We start from the raw sequence: 17,171 nt of genomic DNA, 5'->3' as shown, positions 1-17,171 counted from the left end.
CGCGTTCCTTCCGGCCCGGCGGTTCGAGGCGTCTGGTTCATACCCCGGCCGCAGGGGGTGAACCGACGACGACGCGCGGGCCGCCCCTCGTGGGCGGGCCCGCGCGACGGGCGTACGGCAGGTCAGGCCAGCTTGGCGGTCAGCGTGATGGGCGTGGCCTTGAGGGCCTGGCTGACCGGGCAGCCGGTCTTGGCCTCGTCGGCGGCGGCCTGGAAGGCGGCCTCGTCGATGCCGGGGACGGTGCCCTCGACGGTGAGGTGGATGCCGGTGATGCCCTCACCGGGCTGGAAGGAGACGTCGGCCGAGGTGATGAGCTTGGTGGGCGGCGTCCCGGCCTTGTTGAGGATGTTGGAGAAAGCCATGGAGAAGCAGCTGGAGTGGGCGGCCGCGATCAGCTCCTCGGGGCTGGTCTTGCCGTTCGCCTCCTCGGCGCGCGAGGCCCACGTGACGGGCTGCTCGCCGATGGCGCCGGAGGAGTCGAAGGTGACGACACCGTTGCCCTCGAGCAGGTTGCCTTCCCAGACCGTGTGTGCGGAGCGCGTGGTAGCCACGAGTTCTTCCTTTCGCCTGCGGACTCGCGTGCGGGCCCGTCGCCGGGCCCCGTGTCCCCCATCCGATCACACTACGGCCCAACTCACACGACTGACCTGCCCTCTGGCGGTGTGCGGCCGGGCGGGCGCGGCCGGAGGTCAGGCGGCGTGCTCCTCCTCGGTGCTCTCCAGCGGCACCTGCGGTCCGTTCGACTCGCGCAGCCAGCGCCGCAGGACCCGGTGCACCTGCTCGGCGCCGACGAGTTCCGCACCGTCGGCGACCGGGGGGGAGACGCCGAGCGGCGACAGCAGGAAGGGTCTGCCCTGGGCGCCGCCGAGGCCGCCGTGCGAACCGATCTGCTCCTCGAAGGCGAGGACTTCGCCGTCGGCCGGGTCGTGGATGGAGTTGACCATGATGTCGGCGGTGTGCGGGAACGTGTGCGTGCGGCGTATCGCGTCGGCGGCGCCCGGGCCGAACGGCGCGAGCGGGCCCGGGTCGTCGTCGAGGTCGGCCAGCGGGATCTCGGCACCGTACGCGCCGAGGACGACACCGCCGTGCCGCTCGCTGCGGACCAGCAGGAAGCCGATGCCGGGGTGGTTGGCGAGGGTCGGCAGCAGCGCCGGGTGGCGGGCGTCGATCTCCTCCTTGCTCATCCGGTGCGTGACGTCCGGGAAGGAGATCAGGCCGAGGTTGCCGGAGGCCAGCACGATCGGCTCCGAACCGGGCTCCAGAGGGTGCTGGTCGCCCTCCGCGACCGGGAAGGGCAGCGCGGCGCGGACAGCCGCGCGGGCCTCCGCACCGCTGCGGGTGCGTTCCGCCCGGCGCGACACGGGCATGCCGCAGCCGGCCCGCACCAGGTCGCCGAGGGTGAGGCCGTAACGGGAGCGGAACGTCTCGCCGGGGCTCTGGCCGTGGTCGGACAGCACGACGATCCGGTAGGGGCGGGGGGCGTGCTCGGCGACGTTCTCGATCAGGGCGAGCGAGCGGTCGAGGCGTTCGAGGACCTTCTGCGCGTCGCGGCTGGCCGGGCCGGAGTGGTGGGCGACCTCGTCGTAGGCCACCAGGTCGGCGAAGACGGCCGTGCGGCCGACCAGCATGTCGCCTGTCACCGCGGCGACGACGACGTCCCGTTCGACGACCGTCGCGAAGGCCCGGACGAGGGGGTACAGGCCGCCGCGGGAGACGCGCGGGCGCTGCTTGCGCAGGCGCGCCCGCGTCGACTGGCCGATCTCGCGGCCCACTTCTGCGGAGAAGGACAGTGCGGTGCGCACCGCGTTGGCCGGGTCGGAGAAGTAGGCGAAGTAGCCCGCGCGGGAGCGGTTCTCGCGGCTGCGGCGGCGGGCCGCTATGGACAGGACGAGGGCCTGCTGTTCGGCGCCGCCGCTGAAGAGGTTGCCCCGGCTGGCGCCGTCGACGGTGAGCAGCCCGCCGTGGCCCGCGTGCTCGACGGCGCGGCGCTGGAGCTCGGCCGCGCTGGTCGGGCGGTTGCAGACGACCAGCTCGCGGGTGTCCTTCTCGTACCAGCGGAAGGCCGGGACGTCGTGGTTGCTGCCGTGCAGGATGCCGAGCTGGCTGGCGCCGGTCTGGCTGGACCAGTCGGTGCGCCAGGGGGTGAGCCGGTGGGTGGGGCGGCTGCCGTCGCCCACGTCGAGCCAGCGCGCGACGGTGGGCATCAGGCCCTTGCCGACCGCGTCGAGCAGGGTGTCGTGGCCGACGCCGTCGAGCTGTACGAAGACCGTGCCGGGACTGGCCGGGGACGGGGGCCCGGAGCGGCGGCGGCGGTCGGAGAGGCGGTACAGCCTGCGGCGGTAGGCGTCGTCGTCGCGCACGGCCAGGGCGGCGCCGGTGGCGGAGGCCACGGCGGACATCACGGCGGCCACCACGACGGCGGTCTCCGGCGCGGCGGCGCCGCGCTCGGCCGGGTTGAGGTTCAGGGCGAGCAGCAGCAGGGCGCCGTTGAGGAAGAACACCAGCAGCCCCAGCACGAGCGCCGGTACGAGCAGCAGCAGCCGGACCAGCAGCGGCCACACCACGGCCGACAGCACACCGAAGGCGCCGGCGCCGAAGGCGGCCGTGACGGCGATGTCCGTGGCGCTGTCGCCGTTCTCCGAGCGGAGCCGGAAGTCCGGGAGGATCCCGGCGAGCACGAGCATGGTGACGGTGGAGACCGCCCACACGGCGACGCTCCGCCCCACCTGACTCGCGACCCGCCGCCACCGCACGCCCCGCACGCCCAGCCACCTCACGTCCCTGGCCCGCAGCCGTCGCGGGTCCTCCCCCACAGTGTCTCAACGCCCGGCCGGGCGGATTCGTCCCCGGGCCGCACCCCGGTGAAGGGGGGCGTCAGCGGCCGTCGTAGCCGGCCGTCGGCATCGACAGCCGCCGGTGCACACAGGCCTTCATCGCCGCGTCGTACGCGGGTTCCGCATGCCCCACTGTCTCGACGCGTACACCACGCCGGGCGCACTCGGCGGTGAACTCCTCGACGGAGGCGAGCGCGCTCTCCAGCACCCGACGGCTGGGCGCGACGAACAGGTCGAGGCCGGGCCGGACGCCGTCCCACAGGGCGCCGTGGTCGGGCCGCAGACCCCGCACGAGTAACTCCCGGCTGACCACGTAGCCCCGCTCGGCGGCCCAGCGGGCGCACATCGCGTGCTGGCTGCGGGAGTCGACCAGGAACGGATCGTCGTCCAGCTCCTCGAGCGGCGTCAGACTCGCGATCGCCGTGACCCGCACCGGCACCATGGCGTCCCCCTCACCTCCGGTTTCGCCGCCGACCCTACTCCTGCACGTAGGCTTCGGGGGAGTCGCGCGAAGGAGGCAAAGAAGTGCCGGTGGAGATCACCTGGTGGGGTCACGCCACTTGCACCGTCGAGGACTCGAACGTGCGCGTGCTCACGGATCCCCTGTTCGCACGCCGGCTCGCGCATCTGCGGCGCCGGCGCGGAGCGCTGCCGCCCCCGGGCGCCCCGCGCGCGGACGTGGCGCTGGTGTCCCATCTGCACGCCGACCACCTGCACCTGCCGTCGCTGATGCGGCTCGCCGAGGGCACGCGCCTGCTCGTGCCCCGGGGCGCGCGCCGGGCGGTGCCGGGTCTGCGCCGGCTCTCGCACCTGCGGGTGAGCGAGGTGGCCCCCGGGGACGAGACCCCGGTCGGCGACATCGTCGTACGGGCGGTGCCCGCGCGGCACGACGGGCGGCGGCTGCCGTTCGGGCCGCACCGCTCCCCCGCCCTCGGCTATGTCATAGCCGGCGAGGCCCGGACGTACTTCGCCGGGGACACCGGGCTGTTCGACGACATGGCCAAGGAGGTCGGGCCCGTCGAGGTGGCGCTGCTGCCGGTGGGCGGCTGGGGGCCCTACCTGGGCGAGGGACACCTGGACGCGGGCCGGGCGGCGCAGGCGCTGGCACGGCTGGCGCCGCACAGCGCGGTGCCGGTGCACTACGGCACGTACTGGCCGATCGGCATGGACGCCGTGCGCCCCCACGAGTTCCACGCGCCGGGTGAGGAGTTCGTCCGGCTGGCCGCCCGCGAGGCACCCGACGTGGCGGTGCACCGGCTCGGGCACGGGGAGAGCGTGCGCGTGAAGGCCGCGCGGTGAGCTGGTCCGCGCCCCTGGCTCCGGCGCTCCTGCTCGCGGCGTCGGCCGTCACCCCGGCCTCGGTGGTTCCGGAGTCCACGCAGCAGGCGATCGGTTATCCGACGCTCTTCGTGCTGGTGCTGGCCGGGGCGCTGGTGCCGGTGATCCCGACGGGGGCGCTGGTGAGTTCGGCGGCTGTGGTCGCCGTGCACCGGACGGCGCCGTTCTCTTTGCTGCTGGTGTTCGTGACGGCGTCGCTGGCGGCGTTCCTGGGCGATGCGGCGCTGTACTGGCTGGGGCGGCGCGGGCTGCGGTCGAGGAACGGCTCGCGGTGGCTGGAGGCGATCCGGTCGCGGGCGCCGGAGGACCGGCTGGAGCAGGCGCAGCGGAAGCTCTCCGACCACGGGGTGGCGGTGCTGGTGCTGTCCCGGCTGGTGCCGGCGGGGCGCATCCCGGTGATGCTGGCCTGTCTGCTGGCCGAGTGGCCGCTGCGGAGGTTCTCCCGGGGGAATCTGCCGGCCTGTCTGGCCTGGGCCGCCACGTACCAGTTGATCGGGATCCTCGGGGGGTCGCTGTTCGCCGAGCCGTGGCAGGGTGTGGTGGCGGCGATCGCGCTGACCGTGCTGGTCAGCGCGGTGCCGGCGGTGTGGCGGCGGGTGCGGTAGCTGTTTTTCGGGGGCGGTGGCGCCGTGGTGGGTGCGGTTGTTTTCGGGGTGCGGGCTGTCGGGGGCTGGTCGCGCAGTTCCCCGCGCCCCTGAGGGGGTGTCCTCACAGCATCTTTGACGCGCCGATCGGCATGTCCCAGAGGTTTTCCCGGGGGAGGCCCGTCTTCTCCCAGGCCGCGCGTACGCGTGTGAGGGGCTCCAGGACCGGTTCCGCGGAGAGGACGAACGTGCCCCAGTGCATGGGGGCCATCCTGGTCGCGCCGAGGTCCTGCACCGCTTGGACCGCCTCCTCCGGGTCGCAGTGCACGTCGCGCAGCCACCAGCGCGGGTCGTAGGCGCCGATGGGCATCAGGGCCAGGTCGATGCCGGGGTAGCGGCGGCCGATGCGGGAGAACCAGTGGCCGTAGCCGGTGTCGCCGGCGAAGTACACGCGCCGGCCGTCCCGGTCGGTGAGGATCCAGCCGCCCCACAGGCTGTGGCAGGTGTCGGTGAGGCTGCGCTTGGACCAGTGGTGGGAGGGGACGAAGTCGAAGCGGACGCCGTCCAGTTCGGCCGCCTCCCACCAGTCGAGCTCCGTCACGCGCGTGAAGCGGCGGCGGTGGAACCAGCGGGCGAGCCCGGCCGGGACGAACACCGGGGTGTCGCGCGGGAGGCGGCGCAGTGTGGGGGCGTCCAGATGGTCGTAGTGGTTGTGGCTGATGACGACGGCGTCGACGCGCGGCAGGTCCTCCCAGGGCACGCCCACGGGTGTGATCCGGGCCGGGGTGCCGAGGATGCGGCGGGACCACACCGGGTCGGTGAGGACGGTCAGTCCGCCGATCCGCAGCACCCAACTGGCGTGCCCCACCCAGGTGACGGCGACGGTGCGGGCGTCCACGCGGGGCAGCGGGGCCGGGCCGTAGGGCAGCCGGGGGATGTCGGCGAGGCCTTCCGGGCCCGGTCTCACCGCGCCCTCCCGGGCGAAGCGGGCCATGGCCTTCCAGCCGGGGAGCGGCGCGGTCAGCCGGTCGTGGAAGGTGCGCGGCCACACCCGTCGCTCGGCCGGCGGCCGGGGTTCGGCCAGGGGCGGGTACGGGGGTGCGAGAGGGGACGGGAGCCCGGGCCCGTCGGCTTCCCGGGTCGTCGTGCTGGTGGTCGACTCGGACTGCTGCGTCATCGAGGAGGCTCCCATCGCTGAGCTTCGTCGCGGAGGTCGTCGAAGACCGACTTCAGCCGGTCCAACGCGCGGTGCGCCTGCGGCAGTTCCAACGGCGTGGGTGAGGTGAGGCATTCCGTGCGTTCCGGGTCGTTGCCGGCCATCAGTGCGCCGGTGGAGAGCCGCACGCGCGGGGCTTCGAGTTCGTCGCCGAAGCGGTGCCCGCCCGGGGCGGGCATGCCGAGGCGGGCGCCGAGGAAGTCCTCCAGTTCCTGGGCGTCGCCGACACCGTGCGCGGTCAGCGCCGGGCGCAGCGGGGTCAGGTCCACGTACAGGTGGCGGCCGCAGCGCGGGGGCCGGGCGACGGCTCCCGCGGCGACGACGGCGGCGTGCGCCTCGGCGGCCAGGAGCGCGTGCAGGCGCACGGTGGCCGCCACGCGCGCGGTGACTGCTTCGGGCTCCCCCAGGGCGTATCCGGCCGCCGCGGCGATGGGCGCGGCGACGCGGGCGTCGAGGGCGGTGAGGATGTCGAGCACGCGCGCGTGGAGGTCCTCGCCTTCGTCACCGGCCGGGAAGCGGGCCACGGCGGCCGGCCAGCCGGGCGGGAGCAGGGCACCGGCCAGGTCGGTGACGACGGTGACCCGGTCGGGCACCATCTCGGCGGGGCTGAGCAGCACGGTGTCGTGGGGGTCGTGCAGGGTGTCGCGCCAGGTCTCGTCGCTGACCAGGTGCAGGCCCTCCCCCTGGGCGGCCTCGACTGTCTCGTGGAGCAGTTCGGGAGGGGCGACGGTGGCGGTGGGGTCGTCGGCGACGGACAGCACGAGCAGGCGTGGGTCACCGCCCTCGGCGCGGACCCGGCACACGGTCTCCAGCAGGGCGTACGGGTCCGGGACGCCGCCGCTCTCCGGCGGGGTCGGCACATGGAAGACGGGGCGGCCGAGCAGGCGTGCGTACGGCGCCCACCAGGCGGCGCAGGGTCTCGGTACGAGGACGTCGCCGCCCAGGGCGGCGGTCAGGGCGAGCAGCAGGGCGGGCGAGCCGGGTGCGGCGGCCACCCGGTCGGGGTCGCAGTGCAGTCCGCGCCGGTGCCAGTGGCCGCAGGCGGCCTCGCGCAGGGCCCCGCTGCCGCCGACGGGCTCGTGGCCGCCCCGGGACGCGGCCGCGGCGAGCACGGCGGACAGCTCCGGCAGGACGGGCAGCCCGTCCTCGGGGAACGGCGGCCCGAATCGGACGGGGCCGTGACCTTCCGGGGCCGTGCGCCGCATCCGTACCTCCGCAGTGCCAGTGCCTGGTGCCGCCGTGCGATGTGCCTCTCGGCGCGTGCGCCGTACGGTGCGGCTCGTGCCCTCGGGCACTGAGTACCCAGGGTGGTGCCGCCCCATGGGCGCCCGGCCGGGTTGTGACGGTCACAGCATGAGCGGGCCGGGCGGGGGAAGCCGGGCCCTTTCCGGGCGGTGGAGCGGGCCCGGCGGGTCAGCGGTGGGGGTCGCCCTCCCGGTGGCGCAGCCGGTGCGCGGCGGCACCGAACGCGCCCGCGATCAGCACGCCGCCCGCCACCAGGGCGGGCACGGAGTCGGTGAAGGCACCGCCGTCACCGGCCCGCACCCCGCGGTGGGCCGGCGGGCCGCCGCACTCGGTGCGGTGCTGTTCGCCGTGGTGGGAGGGCTCGGGGCAGGGCTTGTGGGTGGGTGGGCGTACGGGGGCGTACGGGGGCTCGTGGGTGGGCTGGTGCGACGGCTTGTGGGGCGCGGAGCCGTGGCCCACGGTGAACGTCGCGCTCCAGATCGCGCCCTCGCCGCCGGGTGGGGCCGGGCAGGTGCCCTCGACGCTCCATGCCGAGTCCTCGCCCGGGGCGTCCGGGTCGTCCTCGAAGTTCTCGGCGGAGGCGATGCGGGCCGTGCCGCGGTAGGTGGGCCCGGACTCCTCGTCGTCGGTGCCGGTGACCTTCTGGAGCGGCACCGTCCCCTCGTCGAAGGCCTCCGAGGTGGCGTCGATGGTGCCGGGCGGTGGCCCCCCGGTCGGATCGCAGCTGACCGTGACGGTGAGTGTGCCGCCGGGCCGGACGGTGGCGGGACTGACCTCGACGGCCGGTTCGGCGGCGGGTTCGGCGGACACGGCCGTCGTGAAGCCCACCAGGGCTGAGCCGGCCAGGACGGCGACGGACAGGGTGTGCAGGCTGCGGCGCATCGAGGGGACTCCTTCGGTGGTGATACCCCTCTGCCATGACATCCCGCCCCCGACGGCCCCGCCCGGGCCCGGACCCCATTAGCGGGACGACACCGGCCAACCGGGTGAACACACCGGGCACCCACGCCGAGCCGCATGCCGGACGGCACGGGGCGTGCGCCGAGCCGCGTGCCGGACGGACCCGGGCGTGCGCCGAGCCGCATGCCGGACGGACCCGGGCGTGCGCCGGGCCGCATGCCGGACCGGATGGGCCCGGGCGGGCGTCAGCGGCTTCCGCCGGACCCGGGCCTGGGCCGGGCAGAATGCGGCGGGCGTCGCACGGGCCCGGGTGCCGCCGGCCGGGGCCGCGGACCTCAGGCCACATCCCCGTATGACGCCACCGCATACCGAGCCCTGCGCCGTGCCGGACAGCTCCCGGCACGGCAACCCCGGCCCCGCAGAACACCCCGGCCCGGCCCCCGCGCCGGACCCCGTGAGCCCGCGCCGGGACCCCGCGAGCCCGGGCCTCGTTCGTCAGGCCGCGTCGCGCATGACCTGTTCTCGTACCCGGCCGCAGCAGCGGCTGATCAGTCGGGACACGTGCATCTGTGAGATGCCCAGTTCCTCGGCGATGCGGCTCTGGGTCATGTCGCCGAAGAACCGCATGTACAGGATCGCCCGCTCCCGCTCGGGCAGGGCCGCCAGCCGGGCCTTGACGGCCTCGCGGTCGACGACGGTGTCCAGCGCCGGGTCGTGGGACCCCAGCGCGTCGCTCAGGGAGTAGCCGTCCTCGCTGCCGGGCAGTTCCGCGTCCAGGGACAGTGCCGTGAAGCTCTCCAGTGCCTCCTGGCCGGCCCGGACGTCCTCCTCGCTCAGGTTCGCGTGCTCGGCGATCTCGGCCACGGTGGGCCGGCGGCCGGAGATGGTCTGGGACAGGTCCTGGCCGGCGACGCGCACGCGGTTGCGCAGGTCCTGGACGCGGCGGGGCACGTGCAGCGTCCACATGTGGTCGCGGAAGTGCCGCTTGATCTCGCCGGTGATGGTCGGGACGGCGTAGCTCTCGAAGGCGTTGCCACGCTCGGGGTCGTACCGGTCGACGGCCTTGACCAGGCCGAGGGCCGCGACCTGGCGCAGGTCCTCGAAGTTCTCGCCGCGGCTGCGGAAGCGTCCGGCGAGGCGGTCGGCCATGGGCAGCCAGGCCTCGACGATCCCGTCGCGCAGGGCGTCGCGCTCCGGCCCGTCAGGCAGGGAGGCGATCCTGCGGAAGGCCTCGGCGGTGTCCGGGGCGTCGTCGTGGGGGTGCTTCTTCGTGCTGGATCGAGTCGGCATGATACGTCGCAATTCCCTTGGCGGTGCTCTGGGTTGGACGGTCACCGTGGGAGCGCGATCACTGTGGACAGGGGCGCCGGTGCGGCCGCTCGCCGCTCCCACGGACGTGCCTCCTGTCCGAAGCACTCCTCGGCGCCTGCCCCCGGCCCTCACCGGCAAACCCGGAGAGGTTTTCCGCCGTCGCCGAGGGTGACTCGTACGGTCGGCTCCGTCCCCACGCGTCCGGGAGGTCGTTCATGAGCACCAAGGTCGCCGACCACGTCCTGCACAGGCTGCGTGAATGGGGAGTGGAGCACGTCTTCGGCTATCCCGGCGACGGCATCAACGGCCTGCTCGCCGCGTGGGGCCGGGCGGAGAACGAGCCGCGTTTCGTGCAGTCGCGGCACGAGGAGATGTCCGCGTTCCAGGCGGTCGGCTACGCCAAGTTCAGCGGCCGGCTCGGGGTGTGCGCGGCGACGTCGGGACCGGGCGCGATCCATCTGCTGAACGGCCTGTACGACGCGAAACTGGACCATGTTCCGGTGCTGGCGATCGTCGGCCAGACGCACCGCACCGCGATGGGCGGCTCCTACCAGCAGGAAGTCGATCTGCACACGCTGTACAAGGACGTCGCCTCCGAGTTCGTGGAGACGGTGACGGTTCCGGAGCAACTGCCGAACGTGCTGGACCGGGCGATCCGCACGGCGTACGCGCGCCGCTGCCCGACCGCGGTCATCATCCCCGGCGACGTCCAGGAGCTCGACTACACGCCACCGACGCACGAGTTCAAGATGGTGCCGTCCAGCCTGGACCGCAGCGCGTGGACGGCGGTGCCGTCGGACGACTCGGTGCGGCGGGCCGCCGAGGTCCTCAACTCCGGTGACAAGGTGGCGATCCTGGTCGGTCAGGGCGCGGCCGGGGCGCGGGCCGAGGTGGAGCGGATCGCCGGGCTGCTCGGCGCGGGCGTCGCCAAGGCGCTGCTCGGCAAGGACGTCCTCAGTGACGAACTGCCGTACGTCACCGGCTCGATCGGCCTGCTGGGCACCCGCCCGTCGTACGAGCTGATGCGGGACTGCGACACGCTGCTGACCATCGGGTCGTCGTTCCCGTACAGCCAGTTCCTGCCGGAGTTCGGCGCGGCGCGGGGCGTGCAGATCGACATCGATCCGCACATGGTCGGGATGCGCTACCCGTACGAGGTGAACCTGGTCGGTGACGCGAAGGCCACGCTGGAGCGGCTGATCCCGCTGATCGAGGCGGGGCGCGGGCGGGAGTGGTACGACACCGTGTGCGACAACGTGACGCGCTGGCGTGACGTCATGGAGCGCCGGGCCGGGCTCGACGCCGACCCGATCAACCCGGAGTACGTGGCCCGCGCGCTGGACCCGCTGCTGCCGGACGACGCGATCGTCACGTCCGACTCGGGCTCCACGGCCAACTGGTACGCCCGGCACCTGACCATGCGGCCGGGCATGCGCGGCTCGCTCTCGGGCACGCTGGCGACGATGGGCTGCGGGGTGCCGTATGTGATCGGGGCGAAGTTCGCGCACCCGGACCGGCCGGCGATCGCGCTGGTCGGGGACGGCGCGATGCAGATGAACGGGATGGCGGAGCTGATCACGGCGGCCAAGTACCGGCACCTGTGGGAGGATCCGCGGCTGGTGGTCGCGGTGTTCAACAACCACGATCTGAATCAGGTCACCTGGGAGATGCGGGCGATGGGAGGCGCGCCGTCGTTCCTGCCCTCGCAGGAGCTGCCGGACGTGCGGTACGCCGCGTTCGCCCGTTCGCTGGGGCTGACCGGCATCCGGGTGGAGAAGCCGCAGGACGTGGAGGCGGCCTGGCGGGCCGCGCTGGAGGCGGACGGGCCCGCGGTGCTGGAGTTCCTGACCGATCCGGCCGTCCCGCCGATCCCGCCGCACGCCACCTGGGACCAGCTGGAGGCGACCGCCGCCTCGATCCTGAAGGGCGACGCGGACCGGGCGGCGATGGTCAAGCGGGGCCTCAGGGCGAAGGTGCAGGAGTTCCTGCCGGGGCGGGAGAAGAAGTAGCCGCCGCGACCGCGGGCGGTACGCCGGCCGGTTCGCGCCGGTCGGCGTTCTCCTGCGGCAGCAGCAACTCCTCGTACCGGCCCAGCACCAGCACCACTCCGAGCATGAGCAGCGGGATGAGCACAGCGAGCATCGCCATGACGTGTCCTTCCCCAGGGAGGTGTGGGGGGGGGTGGTCCGGGTCTCCCGCAGGGCATGGCGCAAACCAGTACGGACGGCGGCGATCGGGACGGCGGAACCCGTGTCGCCCTCCGGTGTGCGGGTACGCGGTGCGGGCCCCCGAACGTCTGGAGGGAGACATGCAGCGAGGCAGCGACCGGCTGAGCGTCCACCGGGACGACGAGATGAAGCACGAACTGCAGGGCCTGCTCAGGTCGGGTCACCCCACGCGCAGTGAGGAGTGGCACGACCCGGAGCCGGCCGCCGAGGACGACCCCGAGGTCGCCCACGGGCCGGTGACGCCGAGCCGTGCGCCGACGTCCCTGGAGTCGGTCCGGCTGGAGCTGGCCCGGAACCTGGGCCGCAGGGCGTTCCCCGCGAACGCCCGCGAACTGGCCCGCGAGCTGCGCGGCAACCAGGCGCCCGACGCCCTGGTCGAGGCCCTGGAGGGCCTGCCGCGCCAGGAGCGCTACGGCAATGTCCAGGAACTGGCCCAGGCCCTGGTCCGGGCCCGTGAGACCGGGCCGCAGGAGTACGCGTAGGGACCGTGCCGGGGGCGGCGCCGGCTGCGCGGCGCCCCCCCACCGGCCGCCTGGGAACGGAGGGAAGGCGCCAGTGATGGCCGAGTACGTCAAGGACGTGATGACAGCGGGTGTGGTCGCCGTGCGCCCGGACGCCTCGCTCGTCGAGGCGGCGCTGCTGATGCGCACGCAGAACATCGGCGACGTGGTGGTGGCCGAGGGGCAGGACGTGATCGGCGTACTCACCGACCGTGACATCACCGTACGGGCCGTCGCCGACGGCGTGGACCCGATGACGGTCAGCGCTCGGACGGCGTGCACCCGCAATCCCGTGACGGTGACGCCGGAGGACCGGGTGGCGACCGCGGTCACCCTGATGCGCGAGCACGCGGTGCGCCGCCTGCCGGTGGTGGAGAACGGGCTGCCGGTGGGGATCGTGAGCCTCGGCGACGTGGCCGAGTCCGAGGACCCCGCGTCCGCGCTCGCCGACATCAGCCGCGCCGAGCCCGACGCCGGGGGAGACGCGTGAGCCCGGACCGGTCCGGGCGGATCGGCGTCACCGGCGTCACCACGACAAGCCCAACAGGAAAGGACGTCAAAACATCATGCGTATCGCGTTTCTGGTCGCGCCCGAGGGTGTCGAGCAGGTCGAGCTGACCGATCCGTGGCAGGCCGTGAAGGACGCGGGTCACGAGCCGGTCCTGGTGTCGACGCAGGCGGGCGAGATCCAGGCCTTCAACCACCTCGACAAGGCGGACACGTTCCCCGTGGACGTGGTCGTGGGCGACGCCTCGCCGGACTCGTTCGGCGCTCTCGTGCTGCCAGGCGGCGTCGCCAACCCGGACTTCCTGCGGATGGACGACAAGGCCGTCGCGTTCGTCCGGGACTTCTTCGAGCACGGCCGGCCCGTGGCGGCGATCTGCCACGCGCCCTGGACGCTCGTCGAAGCGGACGTCGTACGCGGCCGGGAGCTCACCTCGTGGCCGAGCCTGCGGACGGACATCCGCAACGCGGGCGGCACCTGGGTCGACCAGCAGGTCAAGGTCTGCGACCACGGGGCGAACAAGCTGGTCACCAGCCGTAAGCCGGACGATCTGAAGGCGTTCTGCGAGACCTTCCTGGACGTCTTCGCGAAGGAGACCGCGTCCGCGTGAGGGCCCTCGCGCACAGGGCGCCCTGAACGTCCCCCGCCGGCCGTGAACGGCGTCGGCGGGGGCATCGGGCGCGTCCTCAGGGGCTCAGGTGCCGGGGGCCGTGGGAGTCGCCGACTCCCCGCTCCCCCGCTCCCGGGCCCCTTCGCGTGTGCGGCCCGCGGCCACGGGGCGGCTCGGATTGCGGCGCAGGTACTCGCCCTCCAGCTGCGCCATGCGCTCGTTGTGGGCGCGCAGGGCGTCGTTCGAGCCGTAGAGCAGCGTGTCGTGGCGCGTGCGGTGGATGGTCTCCAGCTCTTTCATGAGCTGCTGGTCGTCCAGCCGGTCAGGGTCCACTCCGGTCATCGTGTCGCCCCGTTCCTCGTGTTCGTCCATGCGGCCCGGGTACCCGCCCCCGGAGCACCTGAGCACTGCCCCCGAGCGGCATCCGGGAGGAACACCATGGATCTCGCCTTTCTGCACCCACTGTACGAACACCCCGGGCCTTGGGCCTCCGTGTACGTGGACACCTCACGGCACACCGAGGCCACTCCCCACGAGCGGGAGCTGACGGCTCAGGCGATGGCCAGGGAGCTGGCCGCGCAGGGAGCGGACGAGGCGACGTGCCAAGCCGTGCGGAGCGCGATCGAAGGGCTGCGGCACTCCAGTGAACCGCACGGCCGGGCCCTGTTCGCACGCGCCGGCGAGGTCGTGCTCGACCCGCCGCTGGTCCGGCCCCCGCAGGGCGGTGACCAGGCCGAATGGGCACCGTTGCCGCGGGTCGCGCCGCTGCTGGAGCTGGCCGGGGAGGACCCGGTGTGCGTGGTGGCGTACGTCGACCGCAAGGGCGCCGACTTCGAGCTGCGCAGCGCGCTGGGCCAAAAGGATGCCGGGAGCGTCACCGGACGGCAGTGGCCGGTGCACCGGACGAGTTCCGCGGACTGGTCCGAGCGGCACTTCCAGCTGCGGGTGGAGAACACCTGGGAGCACAACGCGGCGGAGATCGCCGACGCGCTCGCCGTCTGCCAGGAGGAGACCAAGGCCGACCTGCTGGTTCTCGTGGGTGACGACCGGGAGCGGCGGTCCGTGCACGAGCGGCTGCCCAAGCGACTGCACGACCTGGTGGTCGAGGCGCCGCACGGCACCGGCAGCCGGCTGCTCGACGAGGACGTGGAGCGGGCCCGGGCCGAGCACGTGGGGCGGCGGGCCGAGGCGGAGCTGGAGCGCTTCCGCGCCGCCCGCACCCCGGGCGGCGAGGGCCGGGCCGGGGCCGCGGAGGGCGTGCCCGCGCTGGTCGAGGCGGCGCGCGAGCACCGTATCGGCGAGCTGCTGATCAGGACGGACGGACCGGACGCGCACCGCGAGGTGTGGATCGGGGAGGACCCCGACCAGGTCGCGGTGCGCCGCACCGACCTGAAGATCCTGGGCGAGCAGCACTCCTGGCCGGCCCGGGCGGACGACGCGCTGATCCGCTCCGCGGTGGCCACGGACGCGCCCGCGCTGGCGGTTTCCCAGGAGGAGGTGCCGGTGGGGGGCCTTGGAGCGCTGCTGCGCTGGAAGTGAGCGAGTCGTTCTGCGCCCGGCCGCCGTTCGCGTGCTTCCCGTAGCGCGTGTGCGGGTGCGTGGTGGCTGATCGCGCAGTTCCCCGCGCCCCTAACGGGCGCGTTCCACCCGGCGTTCGTCCCAGACCGGGTCCGGGGTCTCCCGGACCCGGCCGTCGCTGCCGAAGACCAGGAAGCGGTCGAAGGAGCGGGCGAACCAGCGGTCGTGGGTGACCGCGAGGACCGTGCCGTCGAAGGCCTCCAGGCCTTCCTGGAGCGCCTCGGCGGACTCCAGGTCGAGGTTGTCGGTCGGCTCGTCCAGCAGCAGTGCCGTCACGCCCTGTAGCTCCAGCAGGAGGATCTGGAAGCGGGCCTGCTGGCCGCCGGAGAGACGCTCGAACGTCTGCTCCGCCTGCTGGGTCAGCTCGTAGCGGCGCAGGCGGGAGGAGGCCGCGCCGCGGTCCTGCGCGTGCTCCTTCCACAGGATGTCGAGGAGCGTGCGGCCCTCCAGCTCCGGGTGTGCGTGGGTCTGCGCGAAGTGGCCGGGCACGACCCGCGCGCCCAGCTTCCACTCCCCCGTGTGCGCCACGTCGTCCCCGGCGAGCAGGCGCAGGAAGTGGGACTTGCCGGAGCCGTTGGAGCCGAGGACGGCGACCCGCTCGCCGTAGAAGACCTCCAGGTCGAAAGGCTTCATCAGGCCGGTGAGCTCCAGGCCCGCGCAGGTGACGGCCCGGACGCCGGTGCGGCCGCCCTTGATCCGCATCCTGATGTCCTGCTCGCGCGGCGGCTCCGGGGGCGGACCGGCCTCCTCGAACTTGCGCAGGCGCGTTTGCGCGGCCGCGTAGCGGGAGGCCATGTCGGGGCTGATGGCGGCCGCCTGACGGAGATTCAGCACCAGTTTCTTCAGCTGGGCGTGCTTCTCGTCCCAGCGCCTGCGCAGTTCCTCGAAGCGGGCGAAGCGCTCCCGCCGGGCGTCGTGGAAGGTGGCGAAGCCGCCGCCGTGCACCCAGGCGTCGGCGCCCGCGGGCCCGGGCTCCAGCGAGATGATCTTCTCGGCGGCGCGGGCGAGGAGTTCGCGGTCGTGGGAGACGAACAGGACCGTCTTGCGGGTCTCCTTCAGCCGTTCCTCCAGCCATCGCTTGCCGGGGACGTCGAGGTAGTTGTCGGGCTCGTCGAGGAGGAGCACCTCGTCGGTGCCGCGCAGCAGCGCCTCCAGGACGAGCCGCTTCTGCTCGCCGCCCGAGAGCGTGCGCACCTCCCGGAACTGCGCCTTGTCGTAGGGCACCCCGAGCGCGGCCATCGTGCACATGTCCCAGAGCGTCTCGGCCTCGTACCCGCGGGCCTCGGCCCAGTCGGCGAGAGCCTGGGCGTACGCCAGCTGGGCGGCCTCGTCGTCGACGGTCATGATCGCGTGCTCGGCCTTGTCGACGGCCTTCGCGGCCTCCTGGATACGGGGCGTCGCGACGGAGACGAGCAGGTCGCGCACGGTCGTCTCGTCGCGTACGGATCCCACGAACTGCCGCATGACCCCGAGCCCGCCGCCGACGGTCACGGAGCCGCCGTGCGGTTTGAGCTCACCGGCGAGCATCCGCAGCAGGGTGGTCTTCCCGGCGCCGTTGGGCCCCACGAGGGCGACGACGGCACCCTCCCCCACACGGAACGAGACGTCACCCAGCAGTGCCCTTCCGTCGGGCAGGTAGTACTCCAGGTGCGCGGCTTCGAGGTGTCCCATGGGCGCGATTGTGTGCGGGCGCGGGGGCCCGGGGCAAACGGGTTTCGGGTACGGGGGTGCCGGTCAGACCCGTTCCAGCGGCCGGTGCGGCTCGCTGGGCAGCTCCGCCCGGATCGGGTCGCCGGGGCGGACCACGCCGCCCTCGCGCACCACGCTCATGATCCCGGCCTTGCGCACCAGGTTCCCCGCCTCGTCCCGTCCGACGACCTGCTTCAGCAGTCCGTCGCGGAAGAGGTCGATCTGGAGGCAGGGGTTGCGCAGCCCGGTGACCTCCAGGACGGCGCTGTCGCCGATGCGCAGCAGTGTGCCGGTCGGCAGGGCGAGCAGGTCGATGCCCCGGGTGGTGATGTTCTCGCCGAGCTGGCCGGGCGCCACCTCGAAGCCGTTCTCGCCGACCTCGGTGAAGAGCTCCTCGTGCATGAGGTGGACCTGCCGCAGATTGGGCTGGGTGGGGTCCTGGGCGACGCGCGAGCGGTGCTTGACCGTCACGCCGGCGTGCACGTCCCCCTCCACCCCGAGCCCGGCGAGCAGCGTGATGCTGTCCCGGTTCGGCTTGGTGAACGAGTACTCCCCGTTGCTGCTGACCGCCGTCACATGCGCGTTCATCTCTCGGTTCCCCCTGATGCGGTGATGATGATCAGCCCCGAGCCT

The 17,171-nt window shown here is 73.6% G+C and carries 18 protein-coding genes; 7 read left to right on the top strand and 11 right to left on the bottom strand.

Features of this window, described 5'->3' with window-relative positions; genetic code table 11:
- Positions 1-122 precede the first annotated feature (122 nt).
- From ACFZDE_RS14705 to ACFZDE_RS14695, 3 genes are all read right to left on the bottom strand, one after another.
- The gene (locus tag ACFZDE_RS14705) at positions 123-551 is read right to left on the bottom strand and encodes an OsmC family peroxiredoxin (RefSeq protein WP_390995427.1); all 429 of its coding nucleotides are present in this window, start codon (positions 549-551) and stop codon (positions 123-125) included.
- A 138-nt stretch (positions 552-689) separates the two neighbouring features.
- Positions 690-2,762 carry a phage holin family protein gene (locus ACFZDE_RS14700; RefSeq protein ID WP_391200098.1) on the bottom strand — a complete coding sequence of 691 codons (2,073 nt, stop codon included), beginning with the start codon at positions 2,760-2,762 and terminating at the stop codon, positions 690-692.
- A gap of 112 nt (positions 2,763-2,874) precedes the next feature.
- Entirely contained in the window at positions 2,875-3,276 is a 402-nt protein-coding gene (locus ACFZDE_RS14695; protein WP_030843767.1) for a hypothetical protein, read from the bottom strand.
- Positions 3,277-3,359: 83 nt separating this feature from the next.
- On the opposite strand from ACFZDE_RS14695, the gene ACFZDE_RS14690 reads away from it, so the two are divergent.
- Both ACFZDE_RS14690 and ACFZDE_RS14685 read left to right on the top strand, forming a co-directional pair.
- Positions 3,360-4,133 (top strand): MBL fold metallo-hydrolase, encoded by a 774-nt coding sequence (locus tag ACFZDE_RS14690; protein ID WP_390995422.1) that lies wholly within the window; start codon positions 3,360-3,362, stop codon positions 4,131-4,133.
- Positions 4,130-4,777 carry a VTT domain-containing protein gene (locus ACFZDE_RS14685; RefSeq protein WP_390995420.1) on the top strand — a complete coding sequence of 216 codons (648 nt, stop codon included), beginning with the start codon at positions 4,130-4,132 and terminating at the stop codon, positions 4,775-4,777. Before ACFZDE_RS14690 ends, ACFZDE_RS14685 begins: the two co-directional genes overlap by 4 nt.
- A gap of 103 nt (positions 4,778-4,880) precedes the next feature.
- Here the strand turns inward: ACFZDE_RS14685 and ACFZDE_RS14680 are convergent, their stop codons facing one another.
- The 4 genes from ACFZDE_RS14680 to ACFZDE_RS14665 all read right to left on the bottom strand — a co-directional run bounded on the left by ACFZDE_RS14680 (position 4,881) and on the right by ACFZDE_RS14665 (position 9,407).
- Positions 4,881-5,933, bottom strand: a complete 1,053-nt coding sequence (locus ACFZDE_RS14680) for an MBL fold metallo-hydrolase (protein ID WP_391200097.1) — start codon at positions 5,931-5,933, stop codon at positions 4,881-4,883.
- Positions 5,930-7,177 (bottom strand): aminotransferase class I/II-fold pyridoxal phosphate-dependent enzyme, encoded by a 1,248-nt coding sequence (locus ACFZDE_RS14675; RefSeq protein ID WP_391200096.1) that lies wholly within the window; start codon positions 7,175-7,177, stop codon positions 5,930-5,932. The genes ACFZDE_RS14680 and ACFZDE_RS14675 overlap by 4 nt, the downstream gene beginning before the upstream one ends.
- A gap of 208 nt (positions 7,178-7,385) precedes the next feature.
- Positions 7,386-8,099: a hypothetical protein gene (locus ACFZDE_RS14670; RefSeq protein ID WP_391200095.1), complete on the bottom strand. Its 714-nt coding sequence runs from the start codon at positions 8,097-8,099 to the stop codon at positions 7,386-7,388.
- Positions 8,100-8,612: 513 nt separating this feature from the next.
- On the bottom strand, positions 8,613-9,407 hold the full coding sequence (locus ACFZDE_RS14665; protein ID WP_391200094.1) for a SigB/SigF/SigG family RNA polymerase sigma factor: 795 nt from the start codon (positions 9,405-9,407) through the stop codon (positions 8,613-8,615).
- 236 nt (positions 9,408-9,643) lie between these two features.
- Between ACFZDE_RS14665 and ACFZDE_RS14660 the strand changes: the two genes are divergently transcribed.
- The gene (locus tag ACFZDE_RS14660; protein WP_391200093.1) at positions 9,644-11,437 is read left to right on the top strand and encodes a thiamine pyrophosphate-requiring protein; all 1,794 of its coding nucleotides are present in this window, start codon (positions 9,644-9,646) and stop codon (positions 11,435-11,437) included.
- Here the strand turns inward: ACFZDE_RS14660 and ACFZDE_RS14655 are convergent.
- Positions 11,391-11,576, bottom strand: coding sequence for a hypothetical protein (locus tag ACFZDE_RS14655; RefSeq protein ID WP_390995402.1), 186 nt, complete (start codon positions 11,574-11,576; stop codon positions 11,391-11,393). The genes ACFZDE_RS14660 and ACFZDE_RS14655 overlap by 47 nt on opposite strands.
- A gap of 160 nt (positions 11,577-11,736) precedes the next feature.
- Between ACFZDE_RS14655 and ACFZDE_RS14650 the strand changes: the two genes are divergently transcribed.
- The 3 genes from ACFZDE_RS14650 to ACFZDE_RS14640 all read left to right on the top strand — a co-directional run bounded on the left by ACFZDE_RS14650 (position 11,737) and on the right by ACFZDE_RS14640 (position 13,271).
- A complete protein-coding gene (locus ACFZDE_RS14650; RefSeq protein ID WP_390995399.1) occupies positions 11,737-12,138 on the top strand; it encodes a DUF2795 domain-containing protein in 402 nt (133 codons plus the stop codon).
- A gap of 76 nt (positions 12,139-12,214) precedes the next feature.
- Positions 12,215-12,646, top strand: a complete 432-nt coding sequence (locus ACFZDE_RS14645) for a CBS domain-containing protein (RefSeq protein WP_390995396.1) — start codon at positions 12,215-12,217, stop codon at positions 12,644-12,646.
- A 76-nt stretch (positions 12,647-12,722) separates the two neighbouring features.
- On the top strand, positions 12,723-13,271 hold the full coding sequence (locus ACFZDE_RS14640; protein ID WP_390995393.1) for a DJ-1/PfpI/YhbO family deglycase/protease: 549 nt from the start codon (positions 12,723-12,725) through the stop codon (positions 13,269-13,271).
- Positions 13,272-13,355: 84 nt separating this feature from the next.
- Here ACFZDE_RS14640 and ACFZDE_RS14635 read toward each other — a convergent pair whose 3' ends face one another.
- A complete protein-coding gene (locus tag ACFZDE_RS14635; protein WP_031109777.1) occupies positions 13,356-13,643 on the bottom strand; it encodes a DUF6158 family protein in 288 nt (95 codons plus the stop codon).
- 66 nt (positions 13,644-13,709) lie between these two features.
- On the opposite strand from ACFZDE_RS14635, the gene ACFZDE_RS14630 reads away from it, so the two are divergent.
- Positions 13,710-14,810 carry a Vms1/Ankzf1 family peptidyl-tRNA hydrolase gene (locus ACFZDE_RS14630; RefSeq protein WP_391200092.1) on the top strand — a complete coding sequence of 367 codons (1,101 nt, stop codon included), beginning with the start codon at positions 13,710-13,712 and terminating at the stop codon, positions 14,808-14,810.
- 90 nt (positions 14,811-14,900) lie between these two features.
- Here the strand turns inward: ACFZDE_RS14630 and ACFZDE_RS14625 are convergent, their stop codons facing one another.
- Positions 14,901-16,520, bottom strand: coding sequence for an ATP-binding cassette domain-containing protein (locus ACFZDE_RS14625; RefSeq protein WP_391200091.1), 1,620 nt, complete (start codon positions 16,518-16,520; stop codon positions 14,901-14,903).
- Positions 16,521-16,583: 63 nt separating this feature from the next.
- The gene (locus ACFZDE_RS14620; protein WP_391200090.1) at positions 16,584-17,126 is read right to left on the bottom strand and encodes an MOSC domain-containing protein; all 543 of its coding nucleotides are present in this window, start codon (positions 17,124-17,126) and stop codon (positions 16,584-16,586) included.
- Positions 17,127-17,171: the final 45 nt, after the last annotated feature.

Source organism: Streptomyces sp. NPDC007929 (genome assembly GCF_042959065.1).
Taxonomy (GTDB): Bacteria; Actinomycetota; Actinomycetes; order Streptomycetales; family Streptomycetaceae; genus Streptomyces.
Note: the sequence above shows the minus strand (reverse complement) of the source record. Positions and strands in the feature narration are given on the sequence as shown.

Coding starts and splice junctions, on each gene's coding strand:
- ACFZDE_RS14695 (WP_030843767.1), bottom strand. CDS start 3,276: ATGGTGCCGGTGCGGGTCACGGCGATCGCGAGTCTGACGCCGCTCGAG.
- ACFZDE_RS14680 (WP_391200097.1), bottom strand. CDS start 5,933: ATGACGCAGCAGTCCGAGTCGACCACCAGCACGACGACCCGGGAAGCC.
- ACFZDE_RS14675 (WP_391200096.1), bottom strand. CDS start 7,177: ATGCGGCGCACGGCCCCGGAAGGTCACGGCCCCGTCCGATTCGGGCCG.
- ACFZDE_RS14670 (WP_391200095.1), bottom strand. CDS start 8,099: ATGCGCCGCAGCCTGCACACCCTGTCCGTCGCCGTCCTGGCCGGCTCA.
- ACFZDE_RS14665 (WP_391200094.1), bottom strand. CDS start 9,407: ATGCCGACTCGATCCAGCACGAAGAAGCACCCCCACGACGACGCCCCG.
- ACFZDE_RS14660 (WP_391200093.1), top strand. CDS start 9,644: ATGAGCACCAAGGTCGCCGACCACGTCCTGCACAGGCTGCGTGAATGG.
- ACFZDE_RS14655 (WP_390995402.1), bottom strand. CDS start 11,576: ATGGCGATGCTCGCTGTGCTCATCCCGCTGCTCATGCTCGGAGTGGTG.
- ACFZDE_RS14650 (WP_390995399.1), top strand. CDS start 11,737: ATGCAGCGAGGCAGCGACCGGCTGAGCGTCCACCGGGACGACGAGATG.
- ACFZDE_RS14645 (WP_390995396.1), top strand. CDS start 12,215: ATGGCCGAGTACGTCAAGGACGTGATGACAGCGGGTGTGGTCGCCGTG.
- ACFZDE_RS14640 (WP_390995393.1), top strand. CDS start 12,723: ATGCGTATCGCGTTTCTGGTCGCGCCCGAGGGTGTCGAGCAGGTCGAG.
- ACFZDE_RS14635 (WP_031109777.1), bottom strand. CDS start 13,643: ATGGACGAACACGAGGAACGGGGCGACACGATGACCGGAGTGGACCCT.
- ACFZDE_RS14630 (WP_391200092.1), top strand. CDS start 13,710: ATGGATCTCGCCTTTCTGCACCCACTGTACGAACACCCCGGGCCTTGG.
- ACFZDE_RS14625 (WP_391200091.1), bottom strand. CDS start 16,520: ATGGGACACCTCGAAGCCGCGCACCTGGAGTACTACCTGCCCGACGGA.
- ACFZDE_RS14620 (WP_391200090.1), bottom strand. CDS start 17,126: ATGAACGCGCATGTGACGGCGGTCAGCAGCAACGGGGAGTACTCGTTC.